Annotated in this window: 11 protein-coding genes; 5 read left to right on the forward strand and 6 right to left on the reverse strand. The window is 48.5% G+C overall.

Annotation, left to right across the window (positions count from 1 at the left end; translation table 11 throughout):
- Positions 1–50: 50 nt before the first annotated feature.
- From IM638_16630 to IM638_16650, 5 genes are all read right to left on the reverse strand, one after another.
- Complete coding sequence (locus tag IM638_16630) at positions 51–6,218, reverse strand: choice-of-anchor D domain-containing protein (GenBank protein ID MCA6364662.1); 6,168 nt, start codon at positions 6,216–6,218, stop codon at positions 51–53.
- Between the two features lie 165 nt (positions 6,219–6,383).
- Positions 6,384–8,291: a T9SS type A sorting domain-containing protein gene (locus tag IM638_16635; GenBank protein MCA6364663.1), complete on the reverse strand. Its 1,908-nt coding sequence runs from the start codon at positions 8,289–8,291 to the stop codon at positions 6,384–6,386.
- A gap of 195 nt (positions 8,292–8,486) precedes the next feature.
- Positions 8,487–10,673, reverse strand: a complete 2,187-nt coding sequence (locus IM638_16640; protein ID MCA6364664.1) for a S9 family peptidase — start codon at positions 10,671–10,673, stop codon at positions 8,487–8,489.
- Positions 10,674–10,690: 17 nt separating this feature from the next.
- A complete protein-coding gene (locus tag IM638_16645) occupies positions 10,691–10,963 on the reverse strand; it encodes a DUF493 family protein (protein ID MCA6364665.1) in 273 nt (90 codons plus the stop codon).
- Entirely contained in the window at positions 10,963–11,334 is a 372-nt protein-coding gene (locus IM638_16650) for an RNA-binding S4 domain-containing protein (GenBank protein ID MCA6364666.1), read from the reverse strand. Before IM638_16650 ends, IM638_16645 begins: the two co-directional genes overlap by 1 nt.
- Before the next feature lie 69 nt (positions 11,335–11,403).
- Here IM638_16650 and IM638_16655 point away from each other — a divergent pair, with 69 nt between their 5' ends.
- From IM638_16655 to IM638_16675, 5 genes are read left to right on the forward strand one after another with little or no spacing between them, the layout of a single operon-like run.
- Positions 11,404–12,276, forward strand: coding sequence for a hypothetical protein (locus IM638_16655; protein ID MCA6364667.1), 873 nt, complete (start codon positions 11,404–11,406; stop codon positions 12,274–12,276).
- The gene (locus tag IM638_16660) at positions 12,273–12,821 is read left to right on the forward strand and encodes a hypothetical protein (GenBank protein ID MCA6364668.1); all 549 of its coding nucleotides are present in this window, start codon (positions 12,273–12,275) and stop codon (positions 12,819–12,821) included. The genes IM638_16655 and IM638_16660 overlap by 4 nt, the downstream gene beginning before the upstream one ends.
- Before the next feature lie 38 nt (positions 12,822–12,859).
- Positions 12,860–13,114, forward strand: a complete 255-nt coding sequence (locus IM638_16665) for a pathogenicity locus (GenBank protein MCA6364669.1) — start codon at positions 12,860–12,862, stop codon at positions 13,112–13,114.
- Position 13,115: 1 nt separating this feature from the next.
- Entirely contained in the window at positions 13,116–13,652 is a 537-nt protein-coding gene (locus tag IM638_16670; GenBank protein ID MCA6364670.1) for a hypothetical protein, read from the forward strand.
- A 13-nt stretch (positions 13,653–13,665) separates the two neighbouring features.
- Entirely contained in the window at positions 13,666–14,277 is a 612-nt protein-coding gene (locus tag IM638_16675) for a hypothetical protein (GenBank protein ID MCA6364671.1), read from the forward strand.
- A gap of 69 nt (positions 14,278–14,346) precedes the next feature.
- Here IM638_16675 and IM638_16680 read toward each other — a convergent pair whose 3' ends face one another.
- Positions 14,347–14,808 carry an RES family NAD+ phosphorylase gene (locus IM638_16680; GenBank protein MCA6364672.1) on the reverse strand — a complete coding sequence of 154 codons (462 nt, stop codon included), beginning with the start codon at positions 14,806–14,808 and terminating at the stop codon, positions 14,347–14,349.
- Positions 14,809–14,814: the final 6 nt, after the last annotated feature.

The following is a 14,814-nucleotide window of genomic DNA, read 5'->3' on the forward strand; positions in this document are numbered from 1 at the left end:
AAAAACGGCGCCGGAATTGTTCCGGCGCCGTTTTACATTTTTACAATGTACTATTTCTGTACAACCACACGCAGCACTTTTACCGAATTACCATCGGTGATGCGCACATTGTAAATGCCGCTTTCATAGGTGCTGATGTCCGTATTGCGGTTGTCGCTGGTCATGGTGAATGCATCTACCACCTGGCCCAGGCTATTGAAAATTTCAACGCTCACAGCATCGCCGGGTGTATAGCCGAGGGTCAGTGTGAACATACCGTTGTTCGGGTTGGGATATAAGCTGGCGTTTGAAATACCTGCATTCTCAGTTACACCCGCGCAAGGATCCACAAAGATGTTTTGTGAGGCGCTGTCCTGACACTGAGTGTTGGGGTCTGTGTAGGTATAGGTGAGTGTTACTGAGCCGTTAAGCGTTGACGGGTCAAACGTGTTACCTGTAACACCCTGGCCACTGAATGTACCGCCTGCGGGTGTGCCTGTGAGTGTAAGCGAAGCATCGTCGGCACAAATGGTGGCTTGCAGCGTTCCCATTGTAACTACCGGAGCAGCCGGATCGGAGAGAATGGCGGTTACTGAATCCACACAGCCATTGGTGTCTGTCACTACGCAGGTGTATGAACCCGAGGGAATAAAAGTGAGATCCTGTGTAGTGGCCGAATTACTCCACTGGTAAGTATAGCCCGGCGTACCGTCGGTTACGGTTACATCAATGCTTCCGTTAATACCTGCACACAGTGTGGGATTGGTACTTGAAGCGGAAATGGTAAGCGGGTTGGGCTGTGTAACTACTACGTTAAGCGTATCACTGCAACCGAGCGAATCAGTTACAATAACGCCATACGAACCTGCTCCAAGACCGGTTTCAGTAGCAGCAGTGCCGCCGGTTGACCAGATGTAGCTGTACGGTGCAGTGCCGCCGGTGCTTGTCACCGTGGCTGTTCCGTTTATATCGCCAAAGCACGAAGGTGTGGTTTGCGAAGCCACCGTGAGCATCAGTGTGTCGGGTTCAGTAATGGTTACTGAATCAATTACCGTACAGCCCAGCGAGTCAGTCACAGTTACTGCGTACACCCCGGCAGCAAGTCCGGTTTCAGTAGCCGCGTTTCCGCCGCTCGACCATGCGTAGGTGCTTGTGCCGCTTCCACCGCTGGCCGCCGCCGTTGCAGAACCGTTGGTGAGGCTGTTGCAGGTTACGTTAGCCGATGAGGTGATGTTTACAAACAATTGAGGAGGCGAAGTTAACGTGAAGCCCTGGAATACTGTACATCCGTTTGCATCCGTTACGTTAACCAGATAGAATCCGGCACCAAGCCCTGTCAGTGCGGCTGTTGTATCGCCGGTGTTCCAGAGGTAAGAAATAGGAGCCACGCCGCCCGAAACACTTACAGATACCGAACCTGTTGAGTCGCCAAAGCAGCTTTCATCCACCTGCGTATTGGCGGAAGCCGTTATCTGTGTGCCGGTTCCGTCGATGGCAAAGGTGTATGCGGCTTCGTTGCAATCGTTCGAGGCGATGTTCACCACAGCAGTGTGCAGGCCGTTGAACGAAGGATTAAACGTAATGCTGAACGTTGAGCTTCCTGATCCGGCAATTGAAGTAGCCGGCGAAGATGTTACGGTAAAGTCAGCTGCATTTGTTCCGGTAATGGTTACACCTGAAATGCTAAGCGGGCTATTGCCTGTATTTTGAATTGTAAATGTGCTTGAAATTACACCCGCGCAAACCGACTGTGTGCCAAAGCTGGTAGAATCGGCCGCTGATGTGGTGGTGCTGCCGTTTGCAATGTTTACACTGTTGCCCTGCACGTTTATTTCGCGCGGTGTGCCAAACTCATCGGCACCAATGTCGGGCGAACAGAGATCACGTGTATTGCAGTCAATATCGCTCGTTACCGAAGCAATTACCACACCCTGATCTTCAAGCAGCGGATTGCTTCCGGCTACAAGGTGTAAATCGGTAGTGGATACAAAGGTGGGCAGTACGCTGGCACTGTTCAGGTCGCGGCCGGTTTCTGTTTGCCAGTTGCTCAGTGCAGTGTGTGTGGTGCCAGCCGCAAGACCGTTTGTACGACCGATTACGGCGCTGGTGCCGCTCACGAAAATATCGTTGTTGCTGCTTACCAGGTTGGCGTAGTTGCCTGTGGTTGAAGTATAGGCCAGACCAATGCCGGTGTTGCCGTTGAAACCGTTGCTTCCGGCGCAAACTAAAATGTTGTTGCGGATATCAACCGGCGGTGTGCTGCCATTAATGCCAATGGCCATGTTGGGCTGCGATGCGCCGGTTAAGGTAGCGCCGCTCACCACTACTGTGTTGTTAAATACATTAAACTGACCGGTACCGCCACCGTAGTAAATACCGCAGGCAAAGTCGCCGGCAGTACCGTTGGCAAACACGCGGTTAATCATGTTGTTGGTTACAGTGGTTGTTCCGGTTGATGTGGCCGACACAAGAATCCCCACAGCCGAGAACGTATTGGTTTGTACCACACCATTAATATTGTTGCCCGAAATAATGGCATTAATGGTTTCGGCACCAACTGTTACTGAGTTGGCCGCTGCATTGTTGCCCACTGCAATGGCAATCTGGTCGGTAGAGGTAGCGTTGTTCAGGTTGCCGATGTTGTTGCCCTGAATCGACGGGCCATCTTCAAACAACGACATGATACCTATGCGGCCGATAATAAATGTACCGTTTGAATCGAGTTCGTTCAAATGGTAAATATTACTGCTGCTGCGTGTGGTGGCTGAAGAGCCGGCATTGAAAATACCAACCTGTGCGCGCAGCACCTCGTTGTTTACAATCTGGTTGTTGTTGTTGCCGTTTGCACCAGCGCCGCTGCCAATTGCCGGACCGCTGATGTTGATGGCTACACCCGTGGTAAGGCTTCCGTTGCCCTGAATAATGCTGTTCATTAAACGGTTGTTGGTAGCTGCATCGCCACCGGCGGAAGTGTTAAGCGACACAACTGCGCTTGCCGTTGAGGTGTTGGTGTTTTCAATAATCAGGTTGCGGCTGGCCTGTACGCGCGGACAAAGGCTGTTGATGGTAGTGCCGTTGGTTCCGTCAATAGTTACATTGTCAGCACCATTCAAAATAATCATTGCGGTGGCGCTTGAGCCGGAGAATGTTGACGTAACGCCTGTGGCCGGTTTAATGGTAAGTGTGTTTACCGCACTTGAAAACGCATTGGCGTTGATGGTTATCGGATACGTTTCTGTGGTGTAGGCAGCGTCGATGAGACTAAACAACACCGGGCCGCCGATACAACTGTTGTTGTACGCGTTTACCGCAGCGGTGAGTGTGGGATAGTTACCGGTAGTGCCAACAGTATAGGTACCGCTTAATGTGAACGAAATTGGATAAGATGAAGGTGTGGTGGGAGGTGTGGTAACCGTGTTTACGTTTGTGGCTACCAGGCCTGCTGATGGATTTGCTCCAATGTTGGGTGTAGGTGCAACCACATCCTGCGCAATAATGAAGTACGAAACCACATCGCCTTGTGTGAGACCACCCATCTGAAATGCATTGATCGGAAACGACCATGTGCCGTTTTGTGCTGTGCCGGTTACCAATGTGCCCGGATTTGATACATAAGCATTTGCGTTTTTGCGGAAGTAAATGCGCGGACGCAATGTTCCTGCTACGGGCACACCGCTGAGGTCGAGAATAGTGGCGGTAACTGTGCGCGCACTGCTGTCGCATATATAACCGAGCGGAGTGAAAGTAATTTGCGGACCGAGAATATCAAGCGGAACACCATCAAATTCATCGGCACCGATATCGGGCAGAAATGCACCACCGTTTACCGAAGCTACCGGACCCGGACGGGTTTGGTTGTCGAAGTCGGTGGTGAAACTGGCAATGGTTTGTCCGTTTGACTCGATGAGTGTGGGAGTGATGCCCATGTTGAGGTGAAGATCACCGCCCGGAGCATTAATGTAGTTTACGGTAATACCCGAAAAGCTGTTGACATCAGAAAGCGAAGCAGCCTGCCAGCCGGCAAAGGTTTGTGCGCCTGTCCACCAGCCAATGGTTGCCGCGTTTGCATTGAGCACGTTGTTGTTGGAGGCATTGGCCGGCCATCCGGTTGCCGATGATGCTGCTGCACCAAAGTTGTTGGCAATGGCAAAATGCTGGCCGGTGCCGCCTGTGCGGGTGTTGGTGATAAGGTTATTGCGAATGTCAACAGTTACCACGCGTGCAATTGTAGAGAAATCAGTACGCGCAATGCCAAAACTAGGTTGCGCACCTGCTGCTGCTGTGCCTTCGATGTTGACGGTGTTGAAATAGATGCGGTCAAGCGGATCGGGTGTGGAACCATGGTTACACATGATACCGATAATGGCCGAGTTGGTGGTTTGACCATTGCCCAGCGAAATCATGTTGTTTACGATATTCACCTGCGTAGTGCCCGAACGGATTACAATACCGGCAATAATGCTGGGTGCTGTAACCGTGGTGGATGTACCGGCATTTGAAAGGTTGAAAATGCGGTTGTTTGAAACGGTGGGGTTTGTGGCATTACCAATTGCTATACCTACCACAAAGCTTCCGTTTGTTCCCGTATTGATATTTGAGATGTTGGAAATAATGTTTCCGGAAATTACCGAGTTGGTAGTTACCCCCAACTGAATGCCCTGCGCACCGGTATTGCCGTTTGCGATTGATGTATTCGCCGCATTGCTAACCAGGTTGGAAATAGAGTTATTGGTGATGGTATATGTGGATCCGTTACCTGAAGCTGCAGCAGTAGTAATACCGCGAACAAAACCACCGGTTCCTGTACCGTAAGAAGCAAGGTTGCGGATGATGTTGTTGTTTAATGTAGCTGTAGCCGATGTGCTTGGCATGGCAATACCTGTAACCAGCGAGTTGCCTGTGGTTAATCCCAGCGTGCCGCCACGGATGTTATCGGCAGTGGTGTTGCCAATAATGTTGTTACTGATGTTGATTGAAGTAGCAATTGCCGAAACGTTGATGCCGGTTACACTACCCGCAACCGTAGCCGTAACACCCGAACAGGTAATAGCGCCGAATGTGTTGTTTTGAATAACAACCGTGCCTGATGTTTGTGAGTTTATGCCCACTACCAGGCCGCCGGTTGTGGTAGAAGTAGCAACAATTGAACCCGTGCCGGTTGGTGAACCGAATACGTTAGCAACAGCTGTGCCCACGTTGGCTGATGTAGTACCAAGCAGGTTAATCCCGCAAAGGATACCGTTTGTAGTGGTGGCACCACTCGATGTGTTAAGCGAAATGGCTGTAACTGTATTTCCCTGTACTGATGATGCAGGTGTACTGCCCGCATTAAGTTCAATAGCAATAAAGCGAGTGGCAATTGTACCGGCCATTGTATAAACACCTGTATTTGTAGGTGCTGCATAACCTATTGTATTGCCCGTAACAATATGATTTGATCCCGAACCAAGCGCAAGTGCTTTATGGGTGTTGGCTGTGGTATAGGTGCGCAATGCGGTTTGATAAAAACGGTTGTTGGTTACCGTCCAGTCTGTATTGCCTGCAACGGCAAGAATACCACCCGATGCCGCAGTAGCACTGAAGAAGTTGCTGATACGGCAGTTGTTTACCGTAATCTGGCTGTTCTCCTGTCCGCTCACTGCCGTACCTTGCGAATAAATGTGGTTTACCGGAAAGAAGCCCGCACTTTCCTCAAATGTTACCGCATCAAAAAGCAGCGAGTCATTACCAAGTGAAGTGCCGGTGAAAATAAGAACGGTGCCTGAGGTAATAGTAGAGTTGGCACCACGCAGCGTAAGGTTCTGCAGTGAAATTATACGCGCATCATTTACGTACTGCACCGTTGAAGCACTGGTAGCATTGCTGTTGTCTATGATCAGCGAGTTGCCTCCGGTGTTCAAGCCATTCACCACTACGCGGTCGGCTCCGTCGAAATTAATGAGCGGCCCGACAATATTACCCGCAATTGTGCGTGCTCCACCACCGGCTGGCAGCACGGTAAGGCTGTTCCACGCACCGCTGTTGAGCACTGCTGTAGCCGGCTCTGTGGTACTACCTACAATACTTACTAGAATGTTGGCTCCGGTTTGTGAGGCCGCATTAATGGCTGAAAATGCACCGCCCAGTGTAGGGTAGGTGCCGTTTCCGGTCACAGCACCCGTTACATTTACATTCTGCGCATACAATGAACCCGTAAAGAGAACAAATGCACTTGCAAGTTGCAGGGTAATTTTTTTCATGTGTATATGGTTAAATGAGTTTTGTAGTGTAAAAATCGACAAATTCCGGCAATACAGAAGCAGCCTAAACGGTTTTAATGTCCGAAAAGTTGTTTTTACAGAGATTTGCCGAACAAAACGGTGATAAAAAAACTGCTGCGTAAATTGATTACGCAGCAGTTTTTTTTAATTGATAATGAACCGCGACAGCTGTTCGCCGCTTGGGCTGCTGAGCCTTAGTACATACATTCCGGCTCCTTCGGTGGTAAGGTCAACCAAACGTACTGTAGTTCCGCTGAAACTGTTGAGCTGTTCATTCCATACCAGCTGCCCGTTAATATTATATACAGAAAGTGTATAGTTATCGCGCATTGACGCATGAAACTGAACTGAGAAAATTCCTTCCGACGGATTCGGTACAAGCAACAGCGATGTGGTTTCGGTAAGGTTATTTTGTGTTCCGGTTGTAATCGTCAAATCAGTAGCCACTAATGTATCATTGATTAGATTTACCGAAATCTGGTTTTCCTGATTGTCGATTACACGAACACGGCTCAGCGTAATTGGAACAAGCATCGTATTTCCTGTTGCCAGTAATGCTGAAGTTGTGCTGAACGGAATTGTACACAGCAGGCCGCTTCCGCTGATGTTGTTTTGTGTAATGCGAGTTACGGCCACATCAAGCTGGCCATATCCGCTCCGCAAAACTTTCACACCCATAATGTTGAAGTTAGGTGTGCCCAGCATTGATCCGGTGAGCGAAAGTGCCAGTGAATTTTCATCCACATAAGTGGGGTCAAAATTGATGGTGAATGCAATTCCATAAACATTGTTTGCCTGAATCGCTGATGTGCCAAGCCGTATCTGCATTGCGCCTGCTGTGCTGGGTTGCATGGTATCCTGCACAAGCTGAATGCGCAGATCGGGAACGTTCACTGAATAAACCGGTGCTGCAAGTCTGTTGTTGTGAACGTATCCGTAATTCAGAATTACAGCATTGGTATCGTTCAGTGTGATAAAGCTGTTGCCATCGCAGTCAACATGCTTGTGATTGACACCGCTGGGTGTTGATGTGGCCCAATTCGGCGAAGGTTGTCCGTACCAAAGCTGAGAAGCAGAAGGCCGCACGGTTCCGATACTGCCGTTGGCCACGCCAATGGTAAGAATATCAAAGTTGTCGGCAGTGCCGTCGTCATTGGCATCGCCCGGCCACACATAATCGCACGAATCATCAAGAATAATAATTTCAGTATCCGTACATCCTGTAGCATCGGTAAGCGTAACTGTAAACGGTCCCGACGGAAGGTTAATGAAAGGCGGATTATACGTTGTTGGTGGCGGTCCGCTGTTGGCCACCAGTGTATAAGGCGGAGTTCCGCCTGCGGAGTTTACATTGATTACTCCCGAGGCTCCGTTACAGGTTGACGGAATGGTACTTGTTACTGTAACTGTTGGTGTTGGCGCAACTGTAACTGTAACAACAGCAGTTGTTGTGTAATTCAATGTTGCATCCACACAGGTAAGTGTGTATGTGGTGGTAGCTGTTGGCGATGCAATAACATTTGGCCCTGTAGCCGACGAAAGGCTGGCTGCCGGTGCCCATGTATAGTTGATGGTTGATGCATTGCAGGTTCCGGTTGTTGTACCGATCAGGTTGATGCTTCCGCTGCCGCAGATCAATGCTGAACCGGGTGAAATGCTTGCCACAAATGCACTCGGCGGCGGCGGACTACCCGGAACAACAAAGGATATCGGTTGTGTCCACGGACCGGTACTGCCTCCGGGACCGGTAGAATGCTCGCGGGCACGGAGGTAGTAAGTACCACCGGGGCATAAATTGGCAAATGCAATTTCAACAGGGAAATAGGGTTCAACTAAACAATAATCAGGAACACTCAGCGAATCGCGGTAAAACGGATAGGTATTCCAGAGCGGACTGTTGTTTGCCGGGGTGATACTGGTAAAACCATTGCTTAATTGTGATACTTCAACCTCCATGTAGTAAGGTCCGCATCCGCACGTAGCCGGGTCGGATGAGCCGTTTACCAAAATTTGTGTAGTGTTGCTGGTTACCGTAACATTGAGTAACGGCAAGGCATGGCAAGCTTTTGCTTCACGCGCTCCAATAAAAAGGAACAGCAAAATTGCTAAGAGGAGGGGTAATTGTTTTTTCATGACGGGGTATTGTGTTTGCAATTGCAATTTACACCCATTATTAATCTGCACAAAAAAACTGCGGCCAAAAATCAACTGATTTCTGGCCGCAGTACTAATTTCAAAACATCAAAATCAGGTAGATGAAATAATGTAGTTTGCAATTTTTGTTAGCAGATGCACGCGGTCAATACCTGTTACATTATGCAAATGCCCGGGATACATAAAGTAATCGAGCTGCTTTTTCTTATCCACACAGGCTTTGGTAAACAGCAGGCTGTGCTGCCAAACCACCACATCATCACTGGTGCCGTGTATCATGAGGAGCTTGCCGGTGAGCTTGTCCGCATTTTCCACGAGGTTTGATTTTTTGTAGCCTTCGGGATTTTGTTGCGGCGTATCCATGTATCGCTCGGTGTACATGATTTCGTAGTAGCTCCAGTCAATTACCGGACCGCCGGCCACACCGGTTTTAAACAAACCCGCCTTGCGCGTCATAAGCGATGTGGTCATAAAGCCGCCGTAACTCCAGCCATATACAGCAAGGCGGTTGGCGTTTATATACGATTTCGTTTTGAGGTATTCCACCCCTTTTTCCTGATCGTCTATTTCGGCCGAGCCAAGATTTCGGAATGTAGCCTGCTCAAAGTCTTTCCCCCTGTTTTCAGAGCCGCGTCCGTCAACCGTAAATACCACAAAGCCCTGTTGCGCCATGTAGTAAAGAAACATGTCGGTGCCGCCCAGCCACGAGTTTGTGACCAGCTGTACGTTGGGGCCGTTATACACATACACCAGTGAAGGATATGATTTTGTAGAATCGAAGTTGGCGGGCATAATCATGCGGCACCAGAGCGGAGTTTTGTTGTCTGCTGCATTTATTGTAAACAGGCGGATCTGGCAGGCTGAATAGGCTGCAAGCGGATTGGCTGCTCGCAGCAATGTTTTTACAGCACCGCTTTTTACGTCATTCACCGACTGCACACGCGGCGTGTTTACCGATGAAAAATTGTCAATGTAATGTGTGCCGGCCTTGTTGAATACCGCATTGTGTACACCGTCTTCTTTGCTGAGCAGCGTTACTTTTCCGGTAGCCAGTTCGGTTTTATAAATGTGGCGTACAATGCTGCCAAACGGAGCTGCCTGAAAAAACAGGGTTGTGTTTTTGACATCAAAACCATACACATCAGTTACGATGTAAAGCGGTTCGGGTGTAATGCCTGTGGCCGGAGTAAGGTTGCGGATCATTTTGCCATCGGTGCCGTAGAGATAAATTGAGTTTGCACCGTCGCGTTCGCTTTGCCAGATGAACTGGTTGGGGTTACCCGGCACAAATTGCATGGCGTGCAGGGGCTGTACATATTTTGTATCCTTCTCTTCAAAAAGTGTGGTTTCAAAGGCGCCTGTTTCGGCATTGTAGCGATTCAGTTTCATGTGGTTCTGATCGCGGTTGAGCACGGCAATGTAGATGCTTTTGTTGTCGGGGCTCCAGGCAATGTTGGTGAGATATTGTTCTTTGGGTTCGCCGGTTTGGATGAAAATGGTTTTACCGGTACTCAAGTTATACACACCAAGTGTAACATGGTGGCTTGCTGCGCCGGCCATGGGGTATTTAATCATGGTTGCGGTGGCCGGCTGGTTGGCGATATTCATTATCGGGTAATCGGTAACCATGGTTTGATCCATGCGGTAAAACGCCAGCAGATTGCCTGAGGGCGACCAGAATATGCCTTTTTCAATGCCAAATTCCTCGCGGTGTACGGTGCTGCCGTTTACAATGTTTTTTTCGCTGTCGCTGGTTACGGCTGTGGCGCCGTCGCTGCCGCTTTTAATTACATACAAGTTGTTTGCAAGTGTGTAGGCAATATGTCCGCCGGCAGGTGATTCTTCGCTGTAGCCGGCATCTTCGGGGATAGCCGGAGTGAGTTGGGGTTTAGCCTTACCCGAGCCGAGATCATAGGTAACAAGATAACGTGTCACATGAAACGTAAATGTTTTGGGCGAGGTCCATGTGATCAACGGAAATCTTTTCATACCGCCAAGTGCTGTAACCTGCAGCGACTGTATTTTCTGGTTCAGTTCGCTGAGTGTGAGTACGGCTTTTGGTAAAGATTTGCCGGAGGCGGCATCAATAAAAAGCGTTTCTTCGCCGTTGTTAACTTTCACAAAAGCCACGCTGTTGTCGGCATTCCAGGCTAGTTGTTGCAGGCGCTCGGGTGCAAGCGTAGTGCGCTGGCGCAGCACGGCATCTTCCACAGTAAGCATTTGTTGCTGTGCCGAAATTGAAAGCGGAGCCAGCAGTAAAGCAAAAATCAGGTGTTTCATGGTGTTGTAAGGGTATGTTAGAGGGCAATAATTCCTTCTATGGCCGAAGCCTGCTGATAAACCATCAGTACATCGTCCACACTGAGCATCACCTCGCGGGCGGTAATGCTGGTGTATTTTCCGTTCGAAGAAGGCTGACGTTTAATCTCGGCATCGTCGCCGAAAAGACTTTCTACCTGCGCAATTTTTTGGTTGTCGGAAGGCACAATGAATTTATACATGTACAGCGAAGGCCATTGAAATTCGCTGAGTTGTTTGCGCAGTGCTTCGTAGTCGGGTTGTTTGTCCATCACAATAAATCATTCATTTTACGGCGGTCGCGTTTGGTGGGGCGGCCTTTGGCAGTGTGGAATACCGGCGGGCCAAGCTCCTTGAGATCGGTGAGTTTCTGGTATTCTTCTGCCGGTGTTAAGTCTTCCATGTATTGCTCCACCAGTTTTGCGCCCACTCTTGCCGGCGGAAATGCAAGCACTTTCACTGTTTTGGTAATTACACTGTATCGGAAGCTGATTACATCGCCGGGCTTTAGTTCTTTAGCCGGTTTCAGTATATCGCCGTTCAGCTTAACCTTGCCGCCTTTACATGCGTCGGCCGCGAGTGTCCGGGTTTTGTATAGCCGCACACTCCAAAGCCATTTGTCCGCACGTTTTGATTCGTTCATGGAAATTTTCAACGGTAAAGATAAGTTTCTCCCGCACATCTTGTAAATTCAGCCTCCCAAACAATACTGATGATTACCTATAACCCGAAAAACTGGATTCAGCTCATCTTCGCATTTCACCGGAGCGATACATTCCGCATACTCATTCCCTCCATGCTGGGAATTGGTCTTTACAGTGCCATTGTAGCGTATGTGGAAATCGAAATACTCGATATGCGTTTCAAAAGCTCGGTAACCATGCACTCGCTTATGGGTTTTGTGCTTTCGCTGCTGCTGGTGTTTCGTACCAATACAGCCTACGACCGCTGGTGGGAAGGCCGCAGGCTCTGGGGCACATTTGTCAATCACTCGCGCAGCATGAGTATCAAGATTCACTCCTTTCTGCCTGCACATGCACAGGATGAACGTGAGCGTTTCAGAGTGCTTCTCAGTAATTACTTTTTCGCCTGCCGCGACCATCTCCGCCAGCTTAAAACCAACGACGAGTGGGAAACTCATCCGGACATTGATAATGCGGCTTTTCTCTCAAAATCGCATGTACCCAATGCGCTGCTGCTCGAATTGACACGACTGGTAAACAGCTTCGAAGTAAACGGACTCATTGATAAAACCCGTTTGCTCATGCTTAACGAAGAACTTCGCTCACTTGCCGAAGCCATGGGGGCCTGCGAACGAATACGCAATACGCCGATACCGTATTCGTACAGCATGTTCCTCAAGAAAATAATTTTCTTTTACACGCTTACCATGCCTTTCGGTTTTGTAACCGACTTTAAATATGTAATGATTCCGATTATTGTATTCATTTTCTACGTATTCACCAGCATTGAGCTTCTGGCCGAAGAAATTGAAGACCCGTTCGGAACCGATGTAAATGATTTACCTACCGATGAACTGGCCGGTAAAATAAGCCAGGCTGTTTCTGAAATTCTGAAATCATGAACGAAATACAAATCGGCACAACAGTAGAACACGATAATTTCGGCCGCGGCAAAGTGGTTGATGTGACAGACCTGTTCTGGACAATCGACTTTGGCAAGCGAGGCACAATGGATATTTCAAAGCGCCAGTACGAATTGCTGCGCGTGGTTACTGAAGAAGAACAACAGGAAATGGCAAACACATTTACCATGCACGATCTTGAATATACCCTGCGCAGCCTGCTCGAAAACTGGGGCGATTCGCAGTCGGAGTTTGTTGAACTCGGCAACCGGTGGGAAGGCGGAAAACTCATCCTCCAGCCGGCCGACAACAGCCTTAAGCCCAAAGAAATTCCCATCGAAACATTCTTCCACAAAATTGTAATGCTCCGCGACCGCCTGCGTACCATGGAGCAGAAGATAAATGCCCACAGCAAACTCACCGACAGTGAAAAGGTGGAGATGCAGCAGTACATCACAAAAATTTACGGCAGCCTCACCACATTCAATGTGCTTTTCAAAAGCAGTCTCGATCAGTTTGTGGGCGAAAAGGGCGCCAAAGAATAATGCCTGCACGTAAGCCGAAAGATCTGTTGCATACTGCCATGCTCAATGATTTCCGCGTCATTCCGGGTGTGGGAAAAAGTATTGCGCAGGATTTTATTGACATGGGCTTTACTTCACGCAGCCAGCTTGCCGGAAAAAATCCGGAAAAGCTGTATGCCGATTTTTGCAGGATGCGCGGCATGCACATTGACCGTTGTATGCTTTACGTGTTTCGCTGCGCGTTATATTTTGTAAGTACGCCGCTGCATGAAACTGAAAAGCTGAACTGGTGGTACTGGAAAGACAAAGCATAAAATGAACACAACCGCAAACGACAAGTCACAGGAAGAATGTCTTTTTTGCTTTGCCGATAAAGTCTCGCAGGATGTGGTGTGCAGCGTATGTCTGTTTCCGTTGCAGGGTGGTGAGACGGAGCAAAAACGTTTCTTCGAGCAGCATGCTGCCCTGCGCAAAAGTATTTTGGTATCGGCATGGTGGATCAATCTGGCGCAGCAGTTTGTGCTGGGTGCGGCGCTTGGTTGTGTGGCCAATATTTCGTTAACACGTGGCTGGCACTCGCTCACTGCACTGTTGCTCTACGGTTTGGCCGGGAGCTTTAATCTGGTCATGTATTTTCTGCCCAATCGTTTCACACAAGTATCGGCTGCCGTGGCCGGTACGGTGGGCGTGTTGTTTATTGCTGCTGCCTTCTGGCTGCATAAACTCAACTTATGGTCACTGGCATTTTCGACTGCATACGTGGTGGTGATGGCCGTTACATTTTACCGCTACACAAGTACGGCTGTTTTACTGAGAATGCACTGGGTGAGGGGAGGAAACGCGGATTATTAACTAATTTATGTCGATGGCATCACGATCTGCACCAGCTGTATCCTCACGCGATACCCGAAAATATGGCACCTTAAAGGTTAAGGTAACTGATTTAAGTACGTGTTACATTTGCGGACTTCATCCTTTTTCCCAAACTGAGGTTTATTGTCCGATTTGTAAATTTCCTCAGCGTGGTTTGCCTTCCGAACAATATCAGTTTGTGGTAAATCGACGTAAATTAAGAAAGCGCGTAAAAGAGGCTGCAGATGAAATAATTTTAGCCCGCAGGCTTTTGTTATCAGCTTCTGGCGAATATTTTTTAGCTATTATTTTTGATATAAACGACGCTGAAGGTGAAAATGAGAGAATTTTGCGTTTAGCCATTTCCGGGATATTTTTAGGGATGTGGTTTTATTCTAAAACAAATTTGAAACAAGCTTTAACCTATTCAATAGCAGCTGTTGTGACTATAGAGTTGGGAGTGGCATTTATAGGAGCCGAAGTTAAAGCAGGAAATATTGTGTTGTTGATTATTGCTTTAATTCTCCTGATTGTTGCATATCGATCAGTACTCAAATCCATAACGCTTTTGAAAAACATAGATCCTGTTATGGCTATGTCAGTTCAAAATGATATTCATGAATAGCTGGATTGGGGTTGTTATAAAATTCCTGTCGGAACCAAGGCTGATCGCAACTGCAACTTATAATCAATTTCACCCCTTAAAAATCCGCTTGTCAAAAGGGAACTTCATCTGATCAATGATTTTCACCTTCGCATAGTCGGCGTGAAACGGATTGAGTAAAAGATTGAAATCGCCGGGCGTTACTGCTGAGGGAACCTGAAGTACACACGATTTACTTTTGCTTACAAACTGATCGCCGAATTTCTGTGTAGCTGAAATGTGAGGAAATGTGTTCCAGTTTTCAGGAAGCTCAGTTTCAGTAAGCTTAATCAACTTCAGGTTATCCGGTATGTAGATAGTAAGCATAAAGTAATCGTCGGGCAATGTGGCAAGACTGAAATGCACAGCTACTTCGGCCATAGCAAGCGAGCGGTTTGAAGCGGTGTACACCAGTTCCGTACCGGGAGAATTCCAACGCGCTCCTTTTGCCGCTGCGCCTTTACCCGAAAGCGAAAGTCCGTATTTCTCACGTGTAAGCCGATATACTTCCATACACGC

This window comes from Bacteroidota bacterium (assembly GCA_020402865.1).
Lineage (GTDB): Bacteria > Bacteroidota > Bacteroidia > Palsa-965 > Palsa-965.